Raw genomic sequence first — 26,156 nt, 5'->3', positions numbered from 1 at the left:
GGCGCCGGTCCGCGCGCCGAACCGGTTAGCCTCGGAAGGGTGACGGAGCACGTGAACACGGGATTCGAGCGCGGTACGGACGGTCCGAAGGTGATCCTCGCCGGGGTTGACGGGTCCCCGTCGTCCCTGCGGGCGGCGGCTTACGCGGCGGGGCTGGCGCGCCGGCAGAACGCGCTGCTGGCGCTGGTGTACGTCCAGCCGGTGATGGCGGCCGGGGCGGCGATGGGTGCTCCGGTCTCCGATGCCACCGGGGAGATCGCGCAGGGGTTGGTGGAGGAGATCCGTGCGTCGGCGGAGCGGCTCAAGGGCATCTACGAGGTGCGCTGGCAGTTCCACACCTTCCGCGGGGACCCGTACGCGGGCCTGGTCGGCGCGGCGGAGGAGCTGACGGCGGATGCCGTGGTGGTCGGCGCGTCCGAGCAGGCGGGCCACCGGTTCGTGGGCTCGGTGGCGATCCGTCTGGTCAAGGCGGGCCGGTGGCCGGTGACCGTCGTACCCTGACCGCGGCGCGCGCCGGCCCCCTGGGCGGTCGCGGCACTAGCGGGCGGCAGCCAGTCCGTCCTTGGCGGCGCCGCGGCCGAGGACGGCTTCGGTGATCTCGTCCCGGGCGGTGCGGTAGTCCTCGCGGTCGGGCCGGGCGGCGAGGCCGTCCGTGAGGTTGACGACCCGTCCGGCGCCGCGGTCCATCAGCTGCGGGACGAACTCGGCCTTGGTGACCTGCCAGCGCCGGCCGGCTGCGGCCGGCGGGGCGAAGGTGAAGCGGCCGAGGGAGCCGTATCCGCCGCGCGGGTCCTCGTCCCCGGAGGGGTTGAACATCTGGCCGGCCACCTGGTCGCCCATGCCGTAGATGATCCAGGTGCCGTTGACCTTCTCGTACGCCTGCGGGACGTGCGCGTGGGTGCCCAGGATCAGGTCGATGTCGGGCCGGCCCGCGCTCTGCGAGGCGGTGAGGGACCTGCCGAGGGAGAGTTGCGTGTCGTCCGGTTCCGTCTCCCACTCCGTGCCCCAGTGCACGCTCACCACGACCACGTCGGCGCCGGCCTTCCGGGCGGCCCGCGCGTCCGCGACGATCTTGTCCTGCTGCATGAGGTTGACCGCCCACGGCTGTCCGTCGGGCATCGGGTAGCCGTTGGTGCCGTAGGTGTAGGCGAGGTGGGCGACCTTGGCGGAACCGGCCCGGTAGGTGGTCACGGCGGCCGCCTCGGCGGCCGTGCGGGCCGAACCGGCGTGCCCCAGGCCGACCTTGTCGAAGCGGTCCAGGGTGCGGCGCAGTCCGTCGGCGCCGTCGTCCAGGGTGTGGTTCGAGGCGGTGGAGCAGCCGTCGTAGCCGGTGTCCTTCAGGGCGTCGGCGATCTCGGGCGGGGAGACGAAGGCGGGGTAGCCGCTGTAGGGGCCGCCGTCCTCGCCGTAGACGGTCTCCATGTGGCACAGGGCCAGGTCGGCCGCGGAGACCACCGGCCGGACACCGGAGAACATCGGCCCGAAGTCGTACCTCTGCCCGTCGGCGTCGGCGGCGCCCTGCCGGATGACGGAGGTGTGGGGCAGCACGTCCCCGCTCGCGACCAGGGTGAAGCCCTTGGCCGCCGGGGCGCCGGCGGCGGTGGTGGGGGCCGGGGCCGGCGCCCCGGACCGGGCGAGCCGCGCCGGTGCGGAGGGTCCGCTGCCGGAGCAGCCGGCGGCGGCGGACAGCAGGAGGGCCGCGAGGACGGCGACGGTCTGCCGGGTGCACTGGGTCATCTGACGCGGCTCCTTCTCGGACGTCACCGTGCCCCCTACCGAGAGGGCGATATGGCTTTAATACGACTATCTACCTCCTCGTAATCCATAGAACGCGACGCGCCAAGTCAAGGAACGGCTCCGTCCGCTCGGCCCGCTTCCACCCGGACGGCGGCGCCGCCCTGCCGTTCGCCGTGCCGTTCGACCGTTCACCGACTCGTGCGGCCGCCCACCGGACGACCCGGGGGCTTGGCCGCAAAGCCCGGGCCGGACGGTTCCCGGTGGGCCCCGTGCAGGTCAGGGTGAACGCATCGACCCGCCCCGTGGATGGCCCGCACCTCGGAAGGAGCCCCTCGTGCCGCTCTCCCCCACGCTCCGCCGCACGGACCCCGAGGCCCTGGCCGAACTCCAGCGCGACCACGGGCGGGCCCTGTTCGGTTTCCTGCTCGGCCTCACGGCCGGCGACGCCCAGCGCGCCGAGGACCTGGTCCAGGAGACCCTGGTGCGGGTCTGGCAGCATCCCGAGGTGCTGGCCAGCGCGCACGACTCCCTGCGGCCCTGGCTGTTCACGGTGGCGCGGCGGCTCGCGATCGACGCCCGGCGGGCCCGGCTGTCCCGGCCCCAGGAGGTGGATCCCGAGGGCCTGGAGCAGGCGGCCGCACCGGTGGACGCGGTGGCCGGTTCGGTCACCGCGATCGACGTCCGGCGGGCCGTCGGCTCGCTCGGCCCCGAGCACCGGGAGGTGCTCATGCAGGTCTACTTCCAGGACCGCTCCGTGGCCGAGGCGGCGGCGGAACTCGGCATACCGGCCGGGACGGTCAAGTCGCGCACCCACTACGCCCTGCGCGCCCTGCGCAAGGGGCTGCAGGGGTACGGGTACGGGCTCGGCGCCTGAGGGGACTCCCCGGAGACACTCCCCGGAGGCACAAAGGGCGACCCGCACGTGAACGGAACCGACAGATTGCGCAAGAAAATCGGCACCAGACCGTTCAAGTTGAGTAAACATCCCCCGCTCCGGCGGCCACTGGGGGAAGGCTCGGGGCTGACGACGGGACGCTCACTGCGCGGGAGAAGGTGGAACGGTGCAGCCCGAGGGTATGAACGGCACCAGTGACGGCGGGCTCGCGGTGCCCATGGCATGGCTCTACGCCGAGTACATCGCGGACGAACTGCTGCGCACGGGCCGGCTGATCCCGGTCAGCACCCTGGAGTTCCGGGCCGGACGCGACACCCTGGCCCTGACCATCTACCTCTCGGACGCGGCTGGCGAGCTCTCCGGGATCCGGGTGGTCTCGCAGCTCGACGAATGGCTCTCGCTGACGGCGTACGGGCACCCCTGGCGCGACTGGGTGCACACCCGCTTCCTCGCCCTGGGCGAGGAAGCCAGGGACCGCGGCGACGGCGAGGACCCGGACCTGGCACTGGCCCGGGCGGCCTGGCGCTGGCTGGACCGCACCGAGCTCTTCGCCACCAACCTCGACTCCGGCCGGGCCGTCCGGGCGGAGCTGCCGCCGGAGGTGGACGAGAACGCCCGCGTCTGGACCCCGGCCTGGCAGCTCGGTCTGCCCCTGGGCCACCTGGCCATGCACCTCTTCTAGCGCGCAGGGTCCCGCCGGGGCGGGCGGCGCACGCCCGGGGCCTCGGCTGGGTCCGTCACCAGCCCCGTGAAGTCCGCCTCGTTGCGCTCGGCCCGGGTGACGTACCGCCGGGCGATCAGCCACATCACCGGGTAGACCAGCAGGCCGAGGCCCACCCAGACCAGCGGGCCCGACCGCGCCGACGGCAGCGCGAACACCAGCGGCAGGACCCCCACCAGCAGCGCGAGCGCGGCCAGTGCCCCCAGCCCGGCCCGCAGCTGGCTGCGCATCAGGGCCCGGACGTACGTGGCGCCGAGGGTGGTCTGCTCGGAGATCTCCGAGCGGGCCGGGGTGTGTCCGGGCGGGCGGCGGCGCGCGCCGCGGGGCACCCCGGTGACGGTCTCGCGGCGGGGCGGCGCCTGCTGCTCCTCGGCCATGGCGGTGAGTCTACGCAGCGACCCTCTACTTGAGGAGCCGGGAGAGCCGCCGGTCGGCGAGCGGCTTGCCGCCGGTCTGGCAGGTGGGGCAGTACTGGAGCGAGGAGTCCGCGAAGGACACCGAGCGGACGGTGTCCCCGCACACCGGGCACGGCTCCCCGGTCCGGCCGTGCACCCGCAGGCCGCTCTTCTTCTCGGCCTTGAGCTGCCCGGCGGCCACCCCGTGGGCCCGCTCGACGGCCTCGCGCAGGGTGTCCTGGACCGCGTCGTACAGGTGCGCGGTCTGCTCCTCGTCGAAGGACGCGGCCAGCTTGAACGGGGAGACCCGGGCGCGGTGCAGGATCTCGTCGCTGTACGCGTTGCCGATCCCGGCGATGACGCCCTGGTCGCGCAGCACGCCCTTGATCTGGCGCCGCTCCCCGGCCAGCAACCGGGCGAACGCGGCCTGGTCGAACTCTGCGGCGAGCGGGTCGGGGCCCAGGCGGGCGATGCCCGGTACGTCCTGGGGGTCGCGGACCACGTACACGGCGAGGCGTTTTTGGGTGCCGGCCTCGGTGAGGTCGAAGCCCGCGCCGCCTTCCAGCGCCACCCGCAGGGCGAGCGGCCCCTTGCCGGGGCGGGGCGGCTGCTCGGGCAGGGCCTCCTGCCAGCGCAGCCAGCCGGCGCGGGCCAGGTGGGTGACGAGGTGGAGGTCGCCGACGGCCACGGCGAGGAACTTGCCGTACCGGGCGGTGGGCCCGGCCGGCCGGCCTTCGAGGGCGGTGACGGGCGGGTCATAGGTCTTCAGCACGCTGACCGCGACCGGGTGGACGCGCTCGACCACCCGCCCGGTGAGGTGCTCGTCGAGGAACCCGCGCAGGGCCTCGACCTCCGGCAGCTCGGGCATGCTCCCAGCCTGCCGCCGCCCCGGACGAAATGCGAGCCGGGCGCGCGGGGAGCGGTGACGGGCGGGGCGGGCGCCGGGTGAACCAGCCGGGCGCCGACCGCCGGCGCGTCGGCCCGGGAGACCGGACCGGGGGGGGACGGCGGTGGCGGGCGACGACCGCGGTGTCCGGGCGCGCCGTCACGCCATCGCGAACTCGCACCACACGGACTTGCCGCTGCCGCGCGGCTCCACTCCCCAGTCGTCCGCCAGCCGGTCCACCAGCAGCAGGCCGCGCCCGGAGACGCCCGAGTCCCCCGCTTCCCGGCGGCGCGGCAGGGCGCTGGAGCGGTCCTCGACCTCCACCCGGAGCCGGCGTCCGGCGCCGCTCAGGACCCGCAGGGTCACGATCGCGGGGCCGTCGGTGTGCATCAGGGCGTTCACGATCAGCTCGTCGGCGACCAGCTCGATCTCGTCGGCGCGGTCCCGTGCGCCCCAGGCCCGGACCGCCGCCCCGATCATGTGCCGGGCCGCGACCAGGGCCTCCGGGTCGCCCGGTGCCACGTGCTGCTGGAGGCGGCCGCCGCCCTGCGGGACGTCCTCGGTGTCGCGGTGCAGCAGGAGCAGCGCCATGTCGTCGTCGCCGCCGCGCTCGTCGACGACCCCGCACAGCCGGTCCGCGAGCTGCTGGAGGTCGGCGGGGCCGTTGCGGACCAGCTCGGTGAGCAGCCGGATCCCGTCGTCGAGATCGGCTCCGGGCTGCTCCACCAGGCCGTCGGTACACAGCAGGAGCGTTTCGCCCGGGTCCAGTTCCACGGTGGTCACCGGATATTCGAGGCGGCCGAACTCCACCGACAGGCCGAGCGGCATCCCGCCGCGCACCGGGAGCCGGTGGCACTCGCCGTCCCGGGTGCGCAGCAGGGGGTCGATGTGGCCGGCGCGGACCATCTGGAGCACGCCGGTCGACAGGTCGGCCTCCACGTACGTGCAGGTCGCGAAGCGGTCCGTGTCGAGTTCGTGCAGGAAGACCGAGGCCCGGGCCATGACCGTGGCCGGGGAGTGCCCTTCGGCGGCGTAGGCCCGCAGGACGATCCGCAGCTGCCCCATGACGGCTGCCGCGTGGGTGTCGTGGCCCTGCACGTCGCCGATGACCGCGCCCACCCGGCCTCCCGTCCGGCCGCCCGCCGGGGAGCCGCCGGGGAGCGGGATGACGTCGTACCAGTCGCCGCCGATGTCCTGGCCCATCCGGGCGGAGCGGTAGCGGACGGCGATCTCACCGCCCCGCACGGACGGGATTCGCCGGGGCAGCATGGCCTGTTGGAGGCCCTCCGCCAGATCGTGCTCCTGTTCCAGCAGCATGGCCCGCTGGAGGCTCTGGGCGATGCTGCTGCCGAGGGCGACGAGCAGGTTCCGCTCGTCCTGGGTGAAGCCGTCCTTGTCCCGGTAGAGCAGTCCGATCGCGCCGATCGGTCGGGCCTGGGCGATCAGCGGCAGGTAGGCGGCCGCCGAGATGTCCATGGGGGAGATCTTCGCCCAGAGCGCGGGGTAGCCCTCGGCGAACTCCTCGGCGGAGTCGAGGAAGCGCGGCTGGAGCGAGCGGACGACCTCACTCATCGGGTAGGGCTCGTCGATGCGGGTGTAGCGGGTGCCGGGGACGAAGCTGCCGACCGGGCCCTCGGCGACGAGGTGGATCCGGCCGGCTTCGACGAGGCCCATCACCATCCCCATGGAGCCCAGCCGTTCGAGGCCGTGGGCGTCGCCGATCACGTCGATGACGTCCTGGACCGTACGGGCGTGGGCGAGGGCGGCGGTCGTGCTCTCGACCACGGTCGTCTGGCGCCGCCTCTCCTCGTCGAGGCCGAGGCGTTCGGCGGAGTGGCTGAGTTCCTCGGTGGCGTCGCGGACGATGCCGATGATCCGGTACGGGCGCCCGTCCGGGCCGCGCATGACGCGGCCCTGGGTGTGCGTCCAGCGCAGCCGGCCGTCTTGGCAGCGGATGCGGAAGTAGGCGCCGTAGGTGTCCTCCCGGCTCTTGAGGGCACTGGAGACCACGGCGTCCAGGCGGGTGGCCTCCGCGGCCGGGACGCGCGGCGAGAGGGCTTCCGGCCGCCCGTCGTAGGCCTCGGGAAGGGTGTCGAAGACTTCGAGGGCGGCGGCGTCCAGGTGCATGAGCCCGGTGACCAGGTCCCAGTCGAAGCTGCCCATGCGGTTCAGTGCCAGCGACCGGTCCGGATGCGCGGGCCAGTCGTCCGGGAGGGAAACGGTGCTCGGCACCGGTCCACCATGACACACCGGCCGGTCAGGCGCTCTCCAGCGAAAGTCCGGCGTCCGCGGGCTGCTGCTGGGGTTCGGGGACGGCGAACGGGTCGTTCGGATCCACCGGGACCCCGGTCGTGCCGTCGGATTCCATCGGGAGCTCCGGGATGGCGAACGGGTCGTTCGGGTCGGCCTGCGGGGTCTGCGGGAGCTCCGAGGGCACATCGGACATGCCGTCCGGGGGGATGTCCCCGGGCTGCTCCCGGGTGAGCCCGTTCGGCGGCTGCTGCGGGACCTGCGGGGTCAGGGGCCGGTCCGGGCGGCTCTCGCGCCGCGTGTCGGGGACGGTGCCCGGCGGGCTGGGCGGGCACGGGGTGCTTTGAGGCGCCGGGGGTAGCGGGGCCGGGGCGGCGGGGCTGCCCGGCGTGCTGGGGGTGCCGGGCTCCGCCGGCGGGGCCGTCCGGGCCAGGCTGTTGGTGGCGCAGGGGTCGGCGGGGTTCTGCGGGGTGCCGGGGCCGTCGGGGATGCCTTCCGCCGGGTCGTAGGGGGGCGGCGTCGCCGGGGTGCGGTCCTGGGCTCCGTCGTCGCCGGTCTTGCGCTCGATCCAGGTGTTGTCGGTGATGTTGACGATCACCAGGTTGCCGATCACCTGGGGGGTCGGCTCGATGACGACGACCTGGTTGGGCTGGTAGCCGCTCCAGGCGTCGCCCTTGTGCACCGGGGACCCCTTGGCCGCGCGCGGCGACTGGAGCGGGTTGCCGCAGGCGCAGCGCGCCCGGGGCATGCCGTGGTCGTCGACCAGCACGGCCGTGCCCGCCTGGAGGACGGACTGGAAGCTGTCGGCCCGGCCGTCGCGGAAGCCGTGGCTGGTGACCCGGGTGTCCGCGCGCAGCACGACGGGCGTGAGGCCGCGCAGGAACTCGGGGACCTTCGCCTGTTCGATGCCGGAGGCCTCGGCGAAGGCGCGGGCCTTGGCCTCGTCGGCCGTGAGGTGGGCGACCTGCTGTTCCACGTCGCAGCTGCCGAGCCGCTGGGTGCCGCCGTACAGGCCGGGGGTGGCCGCGTTCACCGTCCGGATGCCCCGTCCCGTGGGGTTCGGCAGCGGGGGCTGTACGGGTGCGGACTCGCGGGTGGCGGAGGAGGCCGTGAAGGGGGCGGGCCCGGCGGCGCCCACGGCCTCCAGGTGGACCTCCTGGCTCTCGGGTCCGGCCGCGCTCACGGGCTTGTCGGAGCTGCCGCACCCGGCGGCGAACAGGCCGATGGCCGCCAAGAGGGCGGCGCCGACGGGCCCGTGACGGCGCGGTACCTGACGAGATGTCGGAGGTGTCAGAGCGTGCACGCGTTTCTCCCTTTCGCCCCGGTTGCTTCCTCTTGTCTGCCGCATCCGCACGGACACCGCAACCGGAACACTTCTTGAACATGTTCAAGGAACCTCGTAGAGTCGACACAGCGGTTGAACGCGTTCAAAGCGTGCTCTGGTTCTCGGGAGGGAGTGCCCATGCAGGTCCTGGTGAACCTGATCGTCACCCTGGGCATGCTCTACGTGCTGCCCGCGGGGCTGCGCCTGATCGACCCGGCCGGGCTCCGCCGCACCGCCCGCCTGTGGCCCCTGCTCGCCGCACCGGGGGTCCTGAGCCTGTGGCTGCCGCGCGGCGCCCTCGCCACGGGGCTCGCGACGCTCTATGCGGCGGCCACCCTGACCCTCGCGGCCCGGGCCGCAGCCCGGCTGCTGGAGGGCCGGCGCCCGGATGCCGCGGGCCGGCGGACCGCGCCCACCCCGCCCGAGATCGCCGTGGCCACCGCGCTGGCCTCGCCCTCGGTCGCCGGGACCGCCCTGGTGGCCGAACGCGCCGGGCACCGGCTCTTCGGCTTCGACCTGGACATCCTGGCGCTCACCGTGCCGCACTTCCACTACGCCGGCTTCGCGGCCGCCCTGGTCGCCGGCCTGGTGTGCCGGGCCGCGCGGCCCGGGCCCTGGACCCGGGGCGCGGCGTACAGCGTCCCCGCCGGCACCCTGCTGGTCCTGCTCGGCTACTTCGTCGACGACTGGGCCGAACTGCTGGGCGCGGTGGTCCTGACCGGCGGGATGTGGGCCGTGGCCCTGCTGACCTGGCGGGAGATCCGCCCCTCGGGCCGCGACCGGACCACCCGGGCCCTGCTGGCGGTGTCGGCCGCGGTCCTCGTCGCCACCATGCTGCTCGCCCTGTGGTGGGCGACCGGCGAGGCCACCGGCATCGTCCACCCCACCCTGACCTGGATGGCCGCGACCCACGGCCTCGGCAACGCCCTCGGCTTCGCCCTCTGCTCGGTGCTCGCCTGGCGCCGGCTGACCCGCCCCGCACCCACCCGTCATCCGGAGGACACCCCATGACCCGACTCGTCGGCGCGGCCCGCAGCCGCCTCACCTACCCGGACCGGGGGGCCACGGCCCGCCTGCCCCTGCCCGCCGGATACCACCACCTGCGGCACCGCACCCGGATCGGCCAGGGCCGCAGGGTCTTCGAGGCCGCCGGCGTCGCCGTCACCACCTTCCTCGCCCACCGCACCTCCGGGATGCGGGTACGGGCGGACGCCCGCGCCGTCCGGCCCGGCGCCCGGGTCGAGGTCGGCATCGGCCTGGGGCCGCTGCGGATCACCGCTCCGTGCGAGGTGGTCTGGACCGCGTACGAGCCCACCCGGACCGGCTTCGCGTACGGCACCCTCGACGGCCATCCCGAGACCGGGGAGGAGTCCTTCCTCGTGAGCACCGACGCCGACGGCACGGTCTGGTTCACCGTGAGCGCCTTCAGCCGCCCGGGCACCTGGTACACCCGGCTCGCGGGCCCCGTGGTCCCGTTCTGCCAGCGGCAGTACGCCCGCCGACTGGGACGCACCGTGCGCAGGCTGGCCGCCGGCGCCTGACCGGTCCGATACTGGAGGCGATGGACTGGTTCACGGCACCCGGCTACTGGCTGGCCCGGCTGGTCTTCCAGCGGACCCTGGCCGGCGTGTACCTCCTCGCCTTCGTCGGGGCCGCCCTGCAGTTCCGGGCCCTGATCGGGGCGCACGGCATGCTGCCCGTGCCGCGCCACGCACGGCAGGTGCCCTTCCGGCGCGCCCCCAGCCTGTTCCGACTGCACTACTCGGACCGGCTCTTCGCCGGCTGCGCCTGGACCGGGGCGGCGCTGTCCGCGGCGCTGGCCGCCGGGGCCGGTGACCGGGTGCCGCTCCCCGCGGCCATGGCCGGGTGGGCCCTGCTGTGGCTGCTCTACCTCTCCGTCGTGAACGTGGGGCAGACCTGGTACGCCTTCGGCTGGGAGTCGCTGCTGCTGGAGGTGGGCTTCCTCGCCGTCTTCCTCGGCAACGCCCGCACCGGGCCGCCCGTGCTGGTGCTGTGGCTGCTGCGCTGGGTGCTCTTCCGCGTGGAGTTCGGCGCCGGGTTGATCAAGCTGCGCGGCGACCCCTGCTGGCGGAAGCTGACCTGCCTGTACTTCCACCACCAGACGCAGCCGATGCCCGGGCCGCTGAGCTGGTTCTTCCACCATCTGCCCCCCGCCCTGCACCGGGTGGAGTGCGCGGCCAACCACGTCACCCAACTCCTGGTCCCGGTCCTGCTGTTCACCCCGCAGCCGGTGGCCTCCTGCGCCGCCGGCGCGATCGCGGCCACCCAGCTGTGGCTGGTCCTGTCGGGGAACTTCGCCTGGCTGAACTGGCTCACGATCGCGCTGGCCCTGTCGGCCGTGGACTTCACCGCCCTCGCAGGCGCTCCCCCGGCGGCCGCCGCCCGCGCCGCACCGCTCTGGTTCGTGGTCCTGGTCTGCGCCGTCACCGCCCTGGTGCTGGCCCTGAGCAGGGGGCCGGTGCTCAATCTGGCCTCCCGCCGCCAGGTCATGAACCGCTCCTTCGACCCGCTGCACCTGGTCAACTCGTACGGGGCCTTCGGCAGCGTGGGCCGGGTCCGCGACGAGGTGGTGGTGGAGGGCACCGCGGACGCGGCGCCGCGCCCGGACGGGGACTGGCGGGAGTACGGCTTCAAGGGGAAGCCGGGGGAACCGCACCGGATGCCGCGCCAGTTCGCCCCGTACCATCTGCGGCTGGACTGGCTGATGTGGTTCGCCGCGCTGTCCCCCGGCTACGCCCGGGACTGGTTCGGGCCGTTCGTCGAACGGCTGCTGGCGGGTGACCGGGACACGCTGCGGCTGCTGCGCCACAACCCCTTCCCGGACGCCCCGCCCCGCCATGTGCGGGCCCTGCTGTACCGCTACCGCTTCACCACGCGGCGGGAGCGGCGCGAGACGGGCGACTGGTGGCACCGCACGCTGCTGCGCGAGTACCTGCCGCCGACCCGTCTCGCGGAGGCCGCCCGCTCAGAGCCCGAGTAGTACGGCCTCCTGCTCCGCGGTGATGCGCCGGCTGGGCCGGTCGGCGCGCTGGGGGGCCGGTCCGTCGAGGGACTGCAGCCAGGCCCAGGTGTCGGCCACGGTCTCCTCGACCGGACGGCACGCCAGTCCCGCCCGGTGGGCCTTGGTGACGTCGGCGCCGAACATGTAGTCGTGCAGTTCTCCCTCGGGGAGCCAGACGGGCAGCTCGGTCCAGGGCTCGACCCCGGCCTTCTCGATGGCCGCCGCGTCGGTCCACCGCGGCTCGGCCGCGGCGCCGGTGGCCTCGGCGCAGGCGTCCAGCAGGCTGCCCATGGTGGCGTGCCCGGTCGGGGAGGACACGTCGTAGGCGCCGCCGAGTCCGGCCACCGAGGCGTCCAGGGCGAAGCGCGCGAGATCACGGACGTCCACGTACTGGAGCGGCAGGTCGCGGGGCCCGGGGGCGACGAGGGGTCCGCCGCGGGCCACCCGGTTCAGCCACCACGGCAGGCGGCCGACGTTCTCGTACGGTCCCAGGATCAGCCCGGCGCGCAGCAGCAGGGCGCGGTCCCCGAAGGCGTCCAGGGCTGCCAGTTCGCCACCCCGCTTGTCCTCGGCGTAGGCGGTGGCGTCGGCATCGGCCGAGCCCTCGACGACGGGCCCCGACTCGTCCTGGCCGGCCGGAGCCGGGTAGGCGTACACGGACCGGCTGGAGACGTACGCGTACCCGCCGGCCCGGCCGGCCAGCAGCCGGGCGCTGTCGCGGACCGCGATGGGGGCGAAACCCCAGGTGTCGACGACGTGGTCCCACTCCCCCGTGGCGAGGGCGGCCAGGCCCTCCGGGGCGGTGCGGTCACCGTGCAGGGACGTGACGCCCGGCGGGGGCGCGTGGCGGCCCCGGTGGAAGACGGTCACGTCCCAGCCGCGGGCCAGGGCGTCCTCGGTGACGGCACGTCCGACGAACTCGGTACCACCCAGCATCAGAAGCTTCATGCGGCACAGCCTTCCGGGGCCCGGAAGGCTCCGGAAGGCATGATCGCCCTCAGCGATGACGCTGTCGGCGTAGGGATTGCGGGAACCCGGGGCTGGTGGGAGCGGTCGGGGCAGCGCCCCCGGCACCGGCGGGTGCGGGGGGCGCTCGGCGGGGCGTCGGGTCAGTCGATTCCGGGCAGGATGTGCGCCTCGGCGAGGTCGTCCTCGTAGCCGGCCAGCCGGATCGGGGCGGAACGGGCCCAGACCTCAAGGCTGCCGAGCTCGTCCGAGCGGGGGCTCTTCTTCGGCCCCTTGGCTTCCAGGACCTGGTCGGGATTCTTCGTGTCAGTCACCGCGCACTCCTCTGTGTCGCGTAACCCGGCAGGCGGACCGCGCCGGGCAAGGGAGAAAGGGGATACCGGACGCGGTGGCGCCGTGGTGGAGCGTGGCCCTCTTCGAGCCGTCTTGGTGCCCCTCAGCGTACACATTTGAGCGGACCCCTGCTCGATGGAAAGGCAAAATCCACACCGACCACTTCTTTTCGCCGCGCGTGCAGGAACGCGTCGGCGCGCGCACCGGTGGCGGGCGGTCCGCCCGCGGCGGTGCACGCAGGCGGAAGGGAGCCGCCAGGGGCGAAGTCCGTTGGGGTGGCGGCCGGTTGCGTCGAGGAGCCGAGGGTTCTGCCGCTCACCGCGGCCGCTTGCGTCGGGGGGCCGAAGGGTCTGCCGCTCGCCCGCCGGGGGCCCGGGGCATGCCCGATCGCAGCGGGGATGCGGGGGATCCGCGGCCTCGGACGGGTACGCCGTCCGGGTGAGGACGGCCGATGTGGTGACGGCCGGTTCCGGCGCGGAGGCCGCGGTGGCCGCGCCACCCGGACGAGGCGGGCGGGGCGCCCCCGGCCGGACGGCACGTCCGGGCGGGGGCGCCCCGCCCGGACGTGCCGTCCGGCCCCGGCCCGCGCGCTGACGGCCGGGCGGGGCGCGGGACGGGAGGGGTGGGGTGGGGTCGGGTGAGGCCGGGGCTGGGGCCGGGGCCTACCAGTTGGCCGGGGCGTAGTCCTTCAGGAAGACGCCGAACAGGTCCTCGCCGGCCTCGCCCCGCACGATCGGGTCGTAGACCCGGGCCGCACCGTCGACCAGGTCGAGGGGGGCGTGGAAGCCCTCCTCCGCCAGGCGCACCTTGTCCGGGTGCGGGCGCTCGTCGGTGATCCAGCCGGTGTCGACCGCGGTCATCAGGATGCGGTCGCTCTGGAACATCTCCTGCGCGCTGGTGCGCGTGAGCATGTTCAGCGCGGCCTTGGCCATGTTGGTGTGCGGGTGTCCGGCGCCCTTGTAGCCGCGGCTGAAGACCCCCTCCATCGCGGAGACGTTGACCACGTAGCGGCGCCCGGCCTCCGCCGCGGCCATGGCCGGGCGGAGCTTGCTGATCAGGATGAACGGCGCGGTGGAGTTGCACAGCTGCACTTCCAGCAGCTCGATCGGGTCCACCTCGGACACCGTCTGGATCCAGCTGTTGGTGTCGTGCAGGTCGGGCACCAGGCCGCCGGCGTCGATGGCGGTGCCCGCCGCGATCCGCTCCAGGGAGGCGGAGCCGGAGACCAGCGCGAGCTCGGTGACGTCCTGCGCGGTGAGCTTCTCGCCCCTGCCGGTGGGCAGGGCGGCGACGCGGTCGACGGTGCCGCTGCCGAAGGTGCCGATGACCTCGGCGGAGGGCAGCTCGCCGGCGGGGAGCGGGGCGTTCTCCGCGGCGACCAGCTCGCTGTAGGCGCCCGGGGAGCGCCGCACGGTCTGCGCGGCGTTGTTGATCAGGATGTCGAGCGGGCCCTCGGCGGCCACCGAGTCGGCCAGGGCGACGACCTGGGCCGGGTCGCGCAGGTCGATCCCGACGATCTTCAGGCGGTGCAGCCAGTCGGAGCTGTCGGGCATGGCCTTGAACCGGCGGATCGCGTCATTGGGGAAGCGGGTGGTGATGGTGGTGTGCGCGCCGTCGCGCAGCAGCCGCAGCGCGATGTACATGCCGATCTTCGCGCGGCCGCCGGTGAGCAGGGCGCGGCGGCCGCTCAGGTCGGTGCGGGCGTCGCGGCGGGCGCGGTTGAAGGCGGCGCAGTCCTGGCAGAGCTGGTGGTAGAAGGCGTCGACCTCGACGTAGCGCGTCTTGCAGATGTAGCAGGAGCGGGGGCGCTGGAGTATTCCGGCGATCGGTCCCTTGGTGGCGGCGGTCAGGGCATTGCCCTGGGTCTCGTCGTCGATCCGCTCGGCGGAGCCGGTGGCGGTGGCCTCGGTGACGGCCTTGTCGTTGGCGGTCTTGGCGGCGCGGCGCTCCTGGCGGCGGCGCTGCTTGACCGTGCGGTAGAGCCCGGCGGTGGCGCGGCGTACGGTGACGGCGTCAGGGTGGTCGACGTCGAGCTTGTCCAGCTCGTCGAGCACGCTGAGGCAGAGCGCCAGCCGCTCGGGGTCGATGCCCGGTCCGTAGGCTTGCCCGTACTCCTGGCTGTCTTCGGTCACCGTCATGGCCGCTGCCGTTCCTTGATCACTCGTCCGCATCCGCCTGCTGCGGAAGTCCCCAAAAGGGAAACTGTACGGATTCCCTGCGCCCCCGACAAAACCCGGTCACGCACCCCTCACGGACCGATCCGCTCCGTCACCCCGGACCGGCCGCCCGCGCCGTGCCGGCCGCGGTTGCCGTACTGCACCTGTACCGGCGCCGTACGGCAACCGCACTACTCCTGCGGTGGTCCTGTACTCCTCCTGGACCACGTCTGGAGGATGACTCGGGACCTCCTCCAGGGGGAGGAATAGCCCGTCGCGGTGCGGCATTGTGGACAGCATGAGTGCCCTCGCGCTGTCGGTCCTGCTCTGCCTGGTGTCCGCGCTCGCGTACGCCGGGGGCGCGATCGTCCAGGAACGGGTCGCGGCGACGACGCCGGACCGCCGGTACGCGCCGCTGCGCCGGGCGGGCTGGTGGGCGGCGGTCGGGCTGAACGGTCTCGGCGCCCTGCTGCACGTGGTGGCGCTGGCCTATGGTCCGCTGAGCCTGGTCCAGCCGCTCGGTGCGCTGACCATCGTCTTCGCCCTGCCGCTGGCGGCGTTCTTCGTCGGCCGCCGGTCCGGCCGGGCCGCCTGGCGTGGTGCGGTGCTGGCGACCGCGGGGCTGGCCGGGCTGCTGGCGCTGACGGGCGGCGGCCGGGCCGGGCAGAGCCTGGCGGGCTCCGAGCGGTCCCTGCTGCTGGTCGTGACCGGGGCCGGGGCGGCCGCGCTGTTCCTGGCCGCGCACCGGATGCACCGGCCGGTGCTGCACAGCGTGCTGCTCGCCGCGGCGGCGGGCCTGTCCTTCGGGATGGCCTCGGTGTTCACCAAATCGGTGGCGGACGGCTTCGGCACGGGTTCCCCGGCCGCCCTGGCGCCCGACCTCGCGGCCATCGCGCTGCTGGCGGCGGGCGGGCTGCTGCTGTCGCAGGCGGCCTACCGGGGCGCCGGGCTCACCGCGCCGCTGGCCACCGTCACCGTGGTCAACCCGGTGGTCGCCGCGGTGGTCGGCATCTCCCTCTTCGAGGAGGGTTTCCGGTACGGGGCCGCGGGCACGGCGGCGGCGCTGGCCAGCGCCGCGCTCGCGGCGTACGGACTGGTCCTGCTCACCGTCGTACCCGCGCACACCCGCGGGTCAGATGGAGACCCCGTGGCCGCGGAGGTACTTCAGCGGGTCGATGTCGGAGCCGTAGCCGGGCCCCGTGCGCATCTCGAAGTGCAGGTGGGGGCCGGTGGTGTTGCCAGTGGATCCGGAGCGCCCGATCCGCTGGCCCCCCGCCACCTGCTGCCCGGCCTTGACCGACAGCGCCGACAGGTGGGCGTACTGGGAGTACCGCCCGTCGGTGTGGCGGATGACGACCTGGTACCCGTACGCACCGGCCCAGCCCGCGGAGACGATCTGGCCGGGGCCCACGGACTTGACGGTGGTGCCCGTCGCGACCGGGAAGTCGATGCCCGTGTGGTAGCCGCTGGACCAGGACGAACCGGAGACCCGGTAGGCGGTGCCCAGGCCGGCGTCGACCGGGGCGAAGAAGCCTCCCCCGGCCGGCTTCTGCTGCGCTGAGGCGGGTTCGGGCGCGGGTTTCGCAGCCGGTTTCGGAGCGGGTTTCGGAGCCGGCTTCTGGTTCTTCGGTTGCTCGGCCTGCGGTTTCTCCGCCGGCTTCGGCGCGGGTCTGTCGGCCTGCTTCCCGGCGGCCGGTTCCACCGGCTTCACCGGCTCCGCGGTGCGCGGCGGCTTCTCCGGGTGCGGGGCCGGCGGCGCGGCCGTGATCCGCAGGGTGAGCCGCTGACCGGGGAGGATCAGGTTCGGGTCGGCGCCCACCGTGGCCCGGTTGGTCTCGTACAGGGCCTGCCAGCCGCCCTCGACGTGCTGGCGGGTGGCGATCGCCGACAGGGAGTCGCCGGGCGCGACGACGTACGGGTTGGGCAGGACGGGCGTCCCGGTCGGCCGGGGGGCGACGCCCTGCGGCTGCGCTCCGGCCGCGGCCTGCTGCACCGGGGCCTTGACGCCGTGGCCCTGCGGGGTGACGGCGGCCGGGGCCGGTCCGCTGCGGGAGAGCCCGGCCTTCTTGCCGCAGGCGGGCCAGGCCTGGGGCCCCTGCCCCTTGAGGACCTTCTCCGCGACCGCGATCTGCTGGTCCTTGGTGGCCAGGTCGGCGCGGGGTGCGTACACCGTCCCGCCGAAGGCGCGCCAGGTGCTCTGGGTGAACTGCAGCCCGCCGTAGTAGCCGTTGCCGGTGTTGATCTGCCAGTTGTTGGTGGACTCGCAGGTGGCGACCTTGTTCCAGGTGTCCACCGAGGCGGCCTGGGCGACTCCCGCGCCGATCAGCGGCAGGGCTATACCCGCACCGCCGGCGGTGACGGCGAGCGAGGCCCGGTTGATACTGCTCGGCTGATACCGGCGGTGCCGGCCCCGTAAACCCATGGGAGCCCCCATTGAAGACATCAGGAACCGCACAACCTAACGGCACGCACAGGGCGTGACAAGGGGCGCAACAGGGCGCGTGCCAGCGGAATTTGACAGGGCCTCGACGTGGGGGCCGCCGGCGGGCGGGGGCAGCGGGGTAGCGTCGGCAGTCCCCGCACACCGAAGCACGCAGGAGCACATGAGATGAGCACCAGCACAGCCCAGATCGGCGTCACCGGGCTCGCCGTGATGGGCAGCAACCTGGCCCGCAACTTCGCCCGCAACGGTTTCACGGTGGCCGTGCACAACCGGACCACCGCGAAGACCACGGCGCTGGTGGAGGAGTTCGGGCACGAGGGCGCCTTCGTGGCAGCCGAGTCGGCCAAGGAGTTCGTCGACGCCCTGGAGCGCCCGCGGCGCCTGGTCGTCATGGTGAAGGCGGGCGATCCCACCGACGCCGTCATCCGCGAGTTCGCCCCGCTGCTGGAGGAGGGCGACGTCATCATCGACGGCGGCAACGCCCACTTCCAGGACACCCGGCGGCGCGAGAAGGAACTGCGCGAGCAGGGCATCCACTTCGTGGGAGTGGGCATCTCGGGCGGCGAGGAGGGCGCGCTGCTCGGGCCGAGCATCATGCCCGGCGGCTCCGCGGAGTCCTGGAAGTCCCTCGGGCCACTGCTGGAGAAGATCGCCGCCAAGGCCTCCGACGGGACCCCGTGCACCTCGCACGTGGGCCCCGACGGCGCCGGGCACTTCGTGAAGATGGTGCACAACGGCATCGAGTACGCCGACATGCAGCTCATCGGCGAGGCCTACCACCTGCTGCGGGAGGTGGCCGGGTACTCGCCGGCCGAGATCGCGGACACCTTCCGCGGCTGGAACCGGGGGCGCCTGGACTCCTACCTGATCGAGATCACGGCGGAGGTCCTCGCCCACACGGACGCCGCGACGGGCCGCCCGTTCGTCGACGTGGTGGCGGACGCGGCCGAGCAGAAGGGCACCGGCCGCTGGACCGTGCAGATCGCCATGGACCTCGGCGTGCCGGTGTCGGGGATCGCCGAGGCCGTCTTCGCCCGTTCGGTCTCCGGCCACGCGGACCTGCGCAAGGCCGCGCGGGGGCTGCCCGGTCCGACGGCCGCCGCGCTGTCCCCGCAGGCCGCGGACGCCTTCGCCGCGCAGGTGGAGCAGGCCCTGTACGCGTCCAAGATCGTCGCCTACACCCAGGGCTTCCACCAGATCCGGGCCGGCAGCGAGGAGTACGACTGGGGCGTCGACCTGGGCGCGATGGCCTCGCTCTGGCGCGGCGGCTGCATCATCCGCGCAGCCTTCCTCGACCGGATCCGCGCCGCGTACGACGCGCGGCCCGACCTGCCGAGCCTGCTGGCCGACGAGGACTTCGCGGGCGAGATCGGCGCCGCCCAGGACGACTGGCGGGCGGTGATCTCGGCCGCGGTCGGACACGGCATCCCGGTGCCCGCGTTCTCCGCCTCGCTGGCGTACTACGACGCCCTGCGCACGGAGCGTCTCCCGGCAGCCCTCACCCAGGGGCAGCGCGACTTCTTCGGGGCGCACACCTACCGGCGCACCGACCGCGAGGGCTCGTTCCACACCCTCTGGGGCGGGGACCGCTCCGAGGTCGCCGCGGGCTGACCCGCGGACCGCTCAGCTCAGGGGCCCGGGCTGCGGGACCGGCGCGGGTCCCGGCGGCGGCGGGATGGGGTCCGGCTCGGGCACCGGGCCGGGCGCCGGCGGCGCGGGCTGCGGCCCGGGATCCGGGAAGGGGCCCGGGGAGGGGACGGGGCCGGGGCCGGGGACCGGGGCGGGCGCCGGGACCGGGTCGGGCTCGGGGACGGGTGCCGGGACGGGGTCGGGGCCGGGGACGGGGGGCTGGGTCATCTCTGGTTCTCGCACCATGTGTCCCACCTTCCCCCGGGAACCCCCGGATACGCGCTCCGGTACGCCGTCCCCGGCCCACGCCCGCCCTGCGGGCCCCTGCGGACTGCCCGACTGCCAGACATGGCCGGGCATGGCCGGGCATGGCCGGGCATGGCCGGGCTGCGGTCAGCCCGCCAGGGCCGCCAGACCCGCGGCCAGGCCCGCAGCGGGACTCGCGAGCACCGGGACCCGGGCCGTGGTCCGCTCCGCGGCGCCGGCCGCCGAGACCTGGGCCAGCACGATGACGTCGGCCCCGGTCACGGCGTCGGCCGCCGCGGCCACCAGGGCGAGGCAGCCCTCCGTGTCCCCGGCCTCGAAGCGCTCCCAGGCCCCGGCGACCAGGTGCGTGCGGACCGACACCGCGGCTCCGGCCGCCTCCGCCTCCTCGGCCAGCAGCGCCCGGGTGGGCCCCAGGGTCGACTCCACGGTCGCCAGTACGGTGATCCGCGGGCCCGTGCGCACCGCGGCGGCGGCCATCGGCCGGTCCACCCGCAGCACCGGACGGCCCAAGGCGGGGGCCAGGGCCTCCGCCACCGCGCCGATCGTCGAGCAGGTCACCAGCACGGGCCCCGGCCCGGCGTCGGCGAGGAGTTCCCGCAAGGCCGGAGCCACCGAGTCCGGCCCGTCCCGCCGGGCCCGCTCCAGCAGCTCCGGGACGACGAGGTGCCGGAGCCCGGCCCCCGGGTGCCCCCGGTCACGCAGGGCGTCGAAGACCGGGACGTGCACCGGTGAGGTGTGCAGCAGGAGCAGGCCCGTCACCACTGGTCCCGGTCGGCGGCCAGCTGCGCCTTGGCCGCCGCGACGAGCGCGGCCGGGGCCTCGGGGGCCTCGTCCGGGTGCTTGGCGGCCCAGCTCGCCGCATACGGGCACAGCGGGACCACGGGCACGCCTTCGGCGGCGGCGATCCCGTAAAGACGGCGCACCAGTCCGCCCGCGATGCCGCGCCCCTCATGGGCCGGCTCGACGATGGTGTGCACCGCCACGAGGGCGTGCGGGGCCTCGGCGAGCACGAAGTACGCGATGTACCCGACCACCGCCCCGTCCTCGACGGCCAACAGCCGTCCGGCCCCGCGTTCGTCCGTGAACTCCATCGGTGTGCTCTGCACCATGTCCCCGACTCCCCTCAGCCGGCCACTGCGTGGGGGCTGCGCTCCTGGTCCGTTCCCGGCACCGGGGCGGAGGCATCCGCACCCAGCGCGACGATCCGATTGTCGCCGTCCACATGGACGACGCGCGGCCTGAACGCCCGCGCCTCGGCGTCCTCGACCTGTGCGTAGCTGATGAGGATGACCAGGTCCCCGGGGTGCACGAGATGCGCGGCGGCCCCGTTGATCCCGATGACCCCGGACCCGCGCTCCCCCTCGATGACGTAGGTCTCAAGGCGCGCACCGTTGGTGATGTCGACGATGTGCACCAGCTCACCGGGCAGCAGGTCGGCCGCGTCGAGCAGATCGGCGTCGACGGTCACGGACCCGACGTAGTGCAGGTCGGCCTGCGTCACGGTCGCCCGGTGGATCTTGGACTTGAACATCGTACGCATCATCGAGGTACCCCTGGATCTAGGCTCCCTGCCTGCATTTTTGCAGGTCAAGTGCGGTTTCCCTACCTTACAACGAGTCGCGTGTCCGGTCAGCTTTCACCAGGTTTTTGAGGACTGATGCTGACCAATTGCCGACTTTCCTGACGCACCGTCAGGCGGGTTTCGAGGGGCTCAGCCGGCTCACTCGCACTCCCCACCGCGACGACGACGCCAGCCTACGCAACGACCGTCGGCAGTCGTCCAGGACCACCTTCACTGTGAGCGGATCCACGGCGGCGGGCAGACGGTCGGCACGTGCCTGCGCCTGCATACGGATCACCCGCCCAGGGCGCCGCCGCCGGCGGCTCGCCATGGGCAACGGCACTACCAGGCGGGCGCGCAACCTAGCGGCAAGAGCCCGGTCAGCAAACCGGGGATTCTCGTGACCATTGGTGTTGTCCGCGTGACAGCACCTGGCGGTGCCACTCGGCGGCCAAGGCCATCGCGTCGCCGCACCGGGCAATCTCGGTCCACCACGCCGTCGCGCATTCGGCGATCGTGCCCTTGGTGCATTCCTTCACCACGACCGTCAGCCCCGTGCCTGTCTACCCGTGGATGGATCGCGCTTGCCCACACACACCCGACGGCGTCACCCACAGAGGACACGCCCATCCCATTTTGTGAGGAGTCCTTACGCAGACGTAGCCGCCCCTCGGGTCGGACGAAGCCCAGGATCATCCGGGCCGCCTCCAATTCGATGCTTCCCCGCACTGCCCTCGATGTCTCGGCCAGGGCCCGCTCCGCCGCGTCATCCGCCCGGATGGCGATTCCTGGAGGCCGGTCGCGTCACCATTCAAGAAGCGCGCGTGGACGCTCCCGGATCTGCCGGTGCCACCTACTCGGACGGTCTCCGCTCGGCGCAGTGCACCACCCAATTCCCTCGGCCTTGCTCGACAGGCCCCGTGCTCCCGATCGCCATGGGTCCATTGACCCAGTCCGACGACGCCTGGAGGCCGTCAACGGCTGAATCCGGGCTCCGGCTATCCGTACGTCTTCTTCCGACGGCGCGGCGCGGTGATGGCGGCCTCCCTGGCCGGAGCCGTTGACAGAGGCGAGGGAGGACACTGCAACGCCGTTGGTCCACAGACCGAGGTGGTCACGGTGAACGGCCATGACGCAGTTCTGCACAGCGCAGGAGACGGGCCTCGACTACAACTGCTTCCGTTACTACGACCCCCAGTTCGCCGGCTATGCCTCACCCGACCCACTGGGCTTGAGCGCCGCGCCCAACCACCACACCTTCGTACCCAACCCCTTCGTCTGGTTGGATCCACTGGGACTGAAGTGTCTCGACCCTGATGACCAGGTCCGGCATGATTCCGCACGTGAGACCGCCGTCGACAGTGACGGCAGGATGAGGGGTGAGGAGGACAGCCCTGGCGTCAGAATGGTCGACGACGTGGAGCTGGAGAGAATCCGCCTGGACCTGCACGCCAAACTCGGCGATCCCGAGGTCAAGCCCACGCCGAAGGGCAACATCGAGGTGTGGCAGTTGTCGGACGACCCGAAATCGACCGTGACCTACCGGCCGTTCAGTAAGTCCGGCGGAGCGACCATTGACTACAACGACGTGGACGGGCTGGAAATGAAACGATTCCACATCCCACAGCACGGGGACTGAGCGATGGTGAATGACGAGGCGTACCGCCGAGAGCTGGACTATCTCTGCCAGTACGCACACGACGACTGGCTCGGTTTCTCGGTCATCAGCGGAGCCGTGGGGAGTTTGTTCGGACGGGGCGCCACGTTCGAGGAACAGCTGGGACTGCTCCTTCGGATCGTCGCCGATCTGTACGACGTCGGGGCGCGACCGGGAGATTTGACGGAGTCGGAACAGGTCCCCTTCCTGCCATGGAATTCGGACAAGGCCGGGGCTTTGGCGCGAGTCGCAGCAGAGGTCGACGGGTATTCCCGGTTGCCCGACTCCGGTGACATCTGCTGGTTCACGGTGCCGTAATGCCCATCACAGGGAGCAAGCCGCCTGCCACCCCAGCCTCGGCGCAGGTTGGACCGGAGACGGTGCGCGGCTTCAGACGCTCGGGGCGTGAGGGGCGTGAGGGGCGTTGCCGTAATAGGCGTCCGGTCCGTGCTTACGGGTGAAGTGTCGCTCCAGCAGGTGCTTCGGCGGTTCGGAGGCTTCCCCGAGGCGGGGCCCCAGTGCCAGCGTGTGCAGCGCCATCTCCGCCACGGCCTCGCAGACGACGGCGTTTTCCAGCGCCGCCTTCGCGGTGGCACCCCAGGTGAAGGGTCCGTGCCGTGAGACGAGCGCTCCGGGAACCTCGTCGGCCAGCCGGGGGTCACCGTTGAGCCGGGCGACGATCACCTGTCCGGTGTTGTACTCGTAGTCCCGCGCGCACTGCTCGGCGGTGAGGTCCTCCGTCACGGGGACGGGCCCGTTGAAGGTGTCGGCGTGCGTGGTGCCGAGTACGGGGATCGGGCGGCGCGCCTGGGCGAAGGCGACGGCGTGCGTCGAGTGCGTGTGGGTGACGCCGCCGATGGAGGGGAAGGCCCGGTAGAGGCATCGATGGGTTTCGGTGTCGGTGGACGGCCTGAGGCGTCCCTCGACGACCCGCCCGTCCTCCAGTGCCACCACCACCAGGTCCTCTTCGGTGAGGTCGGCATAGGGGACCCCGGACGGCTTGATCACGAAGACGCCGGCATCTCGGTCCACTCCGCTGACGTTTCCCCAGGTGAGGGTGGCCAGACCGGCCTCCGGGATGCGCAGGTTGGCCGCGAGGACCTCACGACGGAGGTCCCCCAGGAAGGTCTCGCTCACTACGCTCTCACCGTCTCTCCGGCATGCGCGGCGGGCTCCTCCGGGACCGCTGTCCGGGGGTCCCGCGGTCGCACATGAGTGGGCAGGACTGATCGGGGGCCGCAGCAGGCATCGCGGCTGGCCGGGCTAGGCGCCCCGTTCAGATTGTGAGCGCTAACACGCGGCAATCTCAAGAGATGCGAGCAGATTTCTGCCCACGACATGCGATCAACGCTGCATAATGTGAACGCCAACATCCCTACCTGGTCGACAGTCTTCCGGTCGGTCCGAGATGTGTGCGGACCGCGGCTGGTTCGATACCTTGAGGGAAGGCCGCTCGATGAGGAAAGGAAGAGAGTTGACCCAGCTCCCAGACGTCTCGCGAGCGCCCACGATGACGGACGTCGCGCGCGTCGCCGGCGTGTCCCACCAGACCGTTTCACGGGTGCTCAGCGACCACCCGAACGTCAGCGCCAAGACCCGGGCCGCGGTGACGCAGGTCATCGAGCAGCTGGGGTACCGCCGCAACTCGGCGGCCCGGGCCCTGGCCACCCGCCGGACCCACACGCTGGGCGTCATCGCGGTGAACACCACCCTGCACGGGCCCGCCAGCACCGTGGCGGGAGTGCAGGAGGCGGCTCGGGACCGCGGCTACCTGACCTCCGCCGTCACGCTGCGCACCGCCACGCAGACGGCGCTCGCCGAAGCCATGCAGCACCTCGCCGGGTGGGGCGTGGAGGGGATCGTCGCCGTCACCCCGCAACGCGCCGCGGTGCGCGCCCTGGCGGCACTGGAGGCACCGTGCCCCGTGGTCACCGTGGAAGGCGGCCACACCCTCGACCTGCCGGGGGTGTCGCTGGACCAGAACCTCGGCGCCCGCATGATCACGGAGCACCTTCTCGCGTCGGGCCACGCCACGGTGTGGCACGTGGCGGGCCCCCCCGACTGGCTCGAGAGCGAGGCCCGCACCCAGGGGTGGGAGGACGCGCTGCGCGATGCAGGCGCCGAGGTGCCGCCCGTGCTGCGAGGCGACTGGAGTCCGCTGTCGGGATACCAGGCCGGCCAGCAGCTGGCGGGGCGGGTCCTGGCATCACGAGGGCCGGGAGCCGGCCTCACAGCGGTGTTCGTCGCCAACGACCAGATGGCCCTCGGTGTCCTACGGGCCCTGCGGGAAGCGGGCCTGCGGACGCCCGAGGACGTGGCGGTCGCCGGCTTCGACGACATCCCCGAGGCGGAGTTCTTCCCGCCCCCGCTGACGACGATCCGCCAGGACTTCGCCTCGCTCGGCCGCGACAGCATCGGGCTGCTCCTGGACCACATTGAGGGCAGGACCGAGGAGTCGACCCACCTGGTGGTGGCGCCCGAGCTCATCGTGCGCGCCAGCACGGCCCGCAGGATCGCGTCCCCCGGCGAATGACCCCCACCTGAACGGCTGTTGACCCCTCCCGCAGGGAACCGGGCCCCGGGGCACCGCGTACGGCGGAAGCCCCGGGCCCCGGGGCGCCGCGTACGGCGGAAGCCGGCGCCGGCGCGCAAGCCGCTGTCGATGCCCCCCGGCACCGGACAGCGGCTACGGCCGCCGCCGCCCCCTCTCAGGCGGCGACCGTGGTGAAACGGTGGATCGTGGTCGACCGGTACAGCTCGCCCGGGCGCAGCACGACCGCCGGGTAGTCGGGGCGGTTCGGGGAGTCCGGGAAGTGCTGGGTCTCCAGCGCGACCCCCGCGTAGGCGTGGTACGGCCTGCCTGCCTTGCCCGTGATGTCACCGGTGAGGCCTTGCGCGGTGTAGACCTGGATGCCCGGCTCCGTGGTGCGCACCTCCATGCGGCGGCCGGATGCGGGGGCGTACAGCACGGCGGCCGGACGAGGACCGGCCTGCAGGGCGCCGTCGAGGACCCAGTTGTGGTCGAAGCCTCCGCCGGCGAGCGCCAGCTGCGGATCCGTATGGGTCAGGACGTCGGAGAGCCGCCGGTGCCGACGGAGGTCGAACGGGGTGTCGCTGACCGGGCGGTGGGGGCCGTCGGGGATCAACTCGGCGTCGACGGGGGTGTAGAGGGGGGCCGCGACCTGGAGGTGGTGGGCCAGGACGTTGCCGCGCCCCTCCCCTTCGAGGTTCCAGTAGGCGTGGTTGGCGAGGTTGACGATCGTCGGGGCGTCGGTGACCGCCTGGTAGGACATCGTCAGGTTGTCGTCGCGGTCCAGTGTGTAGGTGAGGCGCACGTCCAGGGCACCGGGGAATCCCTGGTCGCCGTCGGGGCTGTGCAGGAACAGACGGACACCGGTGCGGTGCGCCGAGTGGAAGGGTTCGCACCGCCACAGGCGCTGGTCGAACCCGTCGGGACCACCGTGCAAGGTGTGCCCGGTCTCCTGGGTGGCGAGCCGGTGGGTGACGCCGTCGACGACGAGCCCGCCGTGTGCGATGCGGTTGGCGTAACGGCCCACCGTCGCACCGAAATAGCGTGCGGAACCCTCGCAGGCCGCGGGGTCGCGGGGCGCGAGCACCACGTCAGCGGTGTGGCCCCAGCGGTCCGGAAGGATCAGGGAACGGAGCCGGGCGCCGCGCGTGTGCACCTCCGCGCCGGCCCTGCCGGGGAAGCCGAACCGCCACCTCTCCCCCGTTCCGTCGTCGTCCGGACGCAGGGGGCGGGCCGTCCGCGGACAGGCGGCCTTCTGCCTGGGCTCGGTGTCCTGGCCGACAGACTCGGCATCCTGGGCGACAGATTCGTATGCGTGTTCCATGACGGCATTCCCTGGAAGTCGGTCCACCGGAGGCGTGCCGGGACCAAGCGGTGATCGCGG

General features: G+C 73.3%; 24 protein-coding genes and 1 pseudogene. 11 read left to right on the top strand and 14 right to left on the bottom strand.

The features are described from left to right. Window positions 1-39: 39 nt before the first annotated feature. Window positions 40-501, top strand: coding sequence for a universal stress protein (locus tag ACLJTM_RS18130; protein WP_411104645.1), 462 nt, complete (start codon window positions 40-42; stop codon window positions 499-501). A 36-nt stretch (window positions 502-537) separates the two neighbouring features. On the opposite strand, the gene ACLJTM_RS18125 is transcribed toward ACLJTM_RS18130, so the two are convergent. Then, window positions 538-1,737, bottom strand: a complete 1,200-nt coding sequence (locus ACLJTM_RS18125) for a CapA family protein (RefSeq protein ID WP_411104644.1) — start codon at window positions 1,735-1,737, stop codon at window positions 538-540. A gap of 334 nt (window positions 1,738-2,071) precedes the next feature. Here ACLJTM_RS18125 and ACLJTM_RS18120 point away from each other — a divergent pair, with 334 nt between their 5' ends. Together ACLJTM_RS18120 and ACLJTM_RS18115 are read left to right on the top strand one after the other, a co-directional pair. Beyond that, a complete protein-coding gene (locus tag ACLJTM_RS18120) occupies window positions 2,072-2,611 on the top strand; it encodes a sigma-70 family RNA polymerase sigma factor (RefSeq protein WP_411104643.1) in 540 nt (179 codons plus the stop codon). A 202-nt stretch (window positions 2,612-2,813) separates the two neighbouring features. After that, window positions 2,814-3,314, top strand: a complete 501-nt coding sequence (locus ACLJTM_RS18115) for a hypothetical protein (RefSeq protein WP_411104642.1) — start codon at window positions 2,814-2,816, stop codon at window positions 3,312-3,314. On the opposite strand, the gene ACLJTM_RS18110 is transcribed toward ACLJTM_RS18115, so the two are convergent. From ACLJTM_RS18110 to ACLJTM_RS18095, 4 genes are all read right to left on the bottom strand, one after another. Beyond that, a complete protein-coding gene (locus tag ACLJTM_RS18110) occupies window positions 3,311-3,730 on the bottom strand; it encodes a hypothetical protein (protein WP_411104641.1) in 420 nt (139 codons plus the stop codon). The genes ACLJTM_RS18115 and ACLJTM_RS18110 overlap by 4 nt on opposite strands. Window positions 3,731-3,755: 25 nt before the next feature. Then, entirely contained in the window at window positions 3,756-4,616 is an 861-nt protein-coding gene (locus ACLJTM_RS18105; protein ID WP_411104640.1) for an Fpg/Nei family DNA glycosylase, read from the bottom strand. Window positions 4,617-4,793: 177 nt separating this feature from the next. After that, entirely contained in the window at window positions 4,794-6,884 is a 2,091-nt protein-coding gene (locus ACLJTM_RS18100) for a SpoIIE family protein phosphatase (RefSeq protein WP_411104639.1), read from the bottom strand. A gap of 7 nt (window positions 6,885-6,891) precedes the next feature. Further along, window positions 6,892-8,118, bottom strand: coding sequence for a DUF6777 domain-containing protein (locus ACLJTM_RS18095; RefSeq protein WP_411104638.1), 1,227 nt, complete (start codon window positions 8,116-8,118; stop codon window positions 6,892-6,894). A 228-nt stretch (window positions 8,119-8,346) separates the two neighbouring features. On the opposite strand from ACLJTM_RS18095, the gene ACLJTM_RS18090 reads away from it, so the two are divergent. From ACLJTM_RS18090 to ACLJTM_RS18080, 3 genes are read left to right on the top strand one after another with little or no spacing between them, the layout of a single operon-like run. Continuing rightward, the gene (locus tag ACLJTM_RS18090) at window positions 8,347-9,219 is read left to right on the top strand and encodes a YndJ family protein (protein WP_411104637.1); all 873 of its coding nucleotides are present in this window, start codon (window positions 8,347-8,349) and stop codon (window positions 9,217-9,219) included. Beyond that, entirely contained in the window at window positions 9,216-9,749 is a 534-nt protein-coding gene (locus ACLJTM_RS18085) for a DUF1990 family protein (protein WP_411104636.1), read from the top strand. The genes ACLJTM_RS18090 and ACLJTM_RS18085 overlap by 4 nt, the downstream gene beginning before the upstream one ends. Before the next feature lie 20 nt (window positions 9,750-9,769). Then, window positions 9,770-11,209 carry a lipase maturation factor family protein gene (locus tag ACLJTM_RS18080; RefSeq protein ID WP_411104635.1) on the top strand — a complete coding sequence of 480 codons (1,440 nt, stop codon included), beginning with the start codon at window positions 9,770-9,772 and terminating at the stop codon, window positions 11,207-11,209. Here ACLJTM_RS18080 and ACLJTM_RS18075 read toward each other — a convergent pair. The 3 genes from ACLJTM_RS18075 to ACLJTM_RS18065 form a co-directional block, all read right to left on the bottom strand. Then, window positions 11,195-12,178: an NAD-dependent epimerase/dehydratase family protein gene (locus ACLJTM_RS18075; RefSeq protein ID WP_411104634.1), complete on the bottom strand. Its 984-nt coding sequence runs from the start codon at window positions 12,176-12,178 to the stop codon at window positions 11,195-11,197. The genes ACLJTM_RS18080 and ACLJTM_RS18075 overlap by 15 nt on opposite strands. Before the next feature lie 161 nt (window positions 12,179-12,339). Further along, window positions 12,340-12,510: a hypothetical protein gene (locus ACLJTM_RS18070; protein WP_411104791.1), complete on the bottom strand. Its 171-nt coding sequence runs from the start codon at window positions 12,508-12,510 to the stop codon at window positions 12,340-12,342. Between the two features lie 681 nt (window positions 12,511-13,191). Continuing rightward, window positions 13,192-14,667, bottom strand: coding sequence for an SDR family NAD(P)-dependent oxidoreductase (locus ACLJTM_RS18065; RefSeq protein ID WP_411104633.1), 1,476 nt, complete (start codon window positions 14,665-14,667; stop codon window positions 13,192-13,194). Window positions 14,668-14,983: 316 nt separating this feature from the next. Here ACLJTM_RS18065 and ACLJTM_RS18060 point away from each other — a divergent pair. Then, a pseudogene (locus tag ACLJTM_RS18060) lies at window positions 14,984-15,706 on the top strand (DMT family transporter); the annotation flags it as partial. Between the two features lie 111 nt (window positions 15,707-15,817). On the opposite strand, the gene ACLJTM_RS18055 reads toward ACLJTM_RS18060, so the two are convergent. Beyond that, window positions 15,818-17,107 (bottom strand): transglycosylase family protein, encoded by a 1,290-nt coding sequence (locus ACLJTM_RS18055; protein ID WP_411104632.1) that lies wholly within the window; start codon window positions 17,105-17,107, stop codon window positions 15,818-15,820. A 186-nt stretch (window positions 17,108-17,293) separates the two neighbouring features. Here ACLJTM_RS18055 and gndA point away from each other — a divergent pair, with 186 nt between their 5' ends. Beyond that, window positions 17,294-18,739 (top strand): NADP-dependent phosphogluconate dehydrogenase, encoded by a 1,446-nt coding sequence (gene gndA / locus ACLJTM_RS18050; protein ID WP_411104631.1) that lies wholly within the window; start codon window positions 17,294-17,296, stop codon window positions 18,737-18,739. A gap of 411 nt (window positions 18,740-19,150) precedes the next feature. Here the strand turns inward: gndA and ACLJTM_RS18045 are convergent, their stop codons facing one another. From ACLJTM_RS18045 to panD, 3 genes are read right to left on the bottom strand one after another with little or no spacing between them, the layout of a single operon-like run. Then, the gene (locus ACLJTM_RS18045; RefSeq protein ID WP_411104630.1) at window positions 19,151-19,786 is read right to left on the bottom strand and encodes an aspartate/glutamate racemase family protein; all 636 of its coding nucleotides are present in this window, start codon (window positions 19,784-19,786) and stop codon (window positions 19,151-19,153) included. Continuing rightward, on the bottom strand, window positions 19,780-20,133 hold the full coding sequence (locus ACLJTM_RS18040) for a GNAT family N-acetyltransferase (protein WP_411104629.1): 354 nt from the start codon (window positions 20,131-20,133) through the stop codon (window positions 19,780-19,782). Before ACLJTM_RS18040 ends, ACLJTM_RS18045 begins: the two co-directional genes overlap by 7 nt. 14 nt (window positions 20,134-20,147) lie before the next feature. Continuing rightward, complete coding sequence (gene panD, locus ACLJTM_RS18035) at window positions 20,148-20,567, bottom strand: aspartate 1-decarboxylase (RefSeq protein WP_411104628.1); 420 nt, start codon at window positions 20,565-20,567, stop codon at window positions 20,148-20,150. A gap of 1,147 nt (window positions 20,568-21,714) precedes the next feature. On the opposite strand from panD, the gene ACLJTM_RS18030 reads away from it, so the two are divergent. Then, entirely contained in the window at window positions 21,715-22,224 is a 510-nt protein-coding gene (locus ACLJTM_RS18030) for an RHS repeat domain-containing protein (RefSeq protein WP_411104627.1), read from the top strand. A gap of 3 nt (window positions 22,225-22,227) precedes the next feature. After that, entirely contained in the window at window positions 22,228-22,560 is a 333-nt protein-coding gene (locus ACLJTM_RS18025; protein ID WP_411104626.1) for a hypothetical protein, read from the top strand. A gap of 72 nt (window positions 22,561-22,632) precedes the next feature. On the opposite strand, the gene araD is transcribed toward ACLJTM_RS18025, so the two are convergent. Then, window positions 22,633-23,379, bottom strand: coding sequence for an L-ribulose-5-phosphate 4-epimerase AraD (gene araD / locus ACLJTM_RS18020; protein ID WP_411104625.1), 747 nt, complete (start codon window positions 23,377-23,379; stop codon window positions 22,633-22,635). Window positions 23,380-23,698: 319 nt separating this feature from the next. Here araD and ACLJTM_RS18015 point away from each other — a divergent pair, with 319 nt between their 5' ends. Then, window positions 23,699-24,775: a LacI family DNA-binding transcriptional regulator gene (locus ACLJTM_RS18015; protein ID WP_411104624.1), complete on the top strand. Its 1,077-nt coding sequence runs from the start codon at window positions 23,699-23,701 to the stop codon at window positions 24,773-24,775. 175 nt (window positions 24,776-24,950) lie between these two features. On the opposite strand, the gene ACLJTM_RS18010 is transcribed toward ACLJTM_RS18015, so the two are convergent. Further along, the gene (locus ACLJTM_RS18010) at window positions 24,951-26,096 is read right to left on the bottom strand and encodes an aldose epimerase family protein (RefSeq protein WP_411104623.1); all 1,146 of its coding nucleotides are present in this window, start codon (window positions 26,094-26,096) and stop codon (window positions 24,951-24,953) included. Between the last annotated feature and the right edge of the window lie 60 nt (window positions 26,097-26,156).

This window comes from Streptomyces sp. cmx-4-9 (assembly GCF_046548835.1).
Classification (GTDB): Bacteria; Actinomycetota; Actinomycetes; order Streptomycetales; family Streptomycetaceae; genus Streptomyces.
This window is presented reverse-complemented; position numbering and strand designations above follow the sequence as displayed.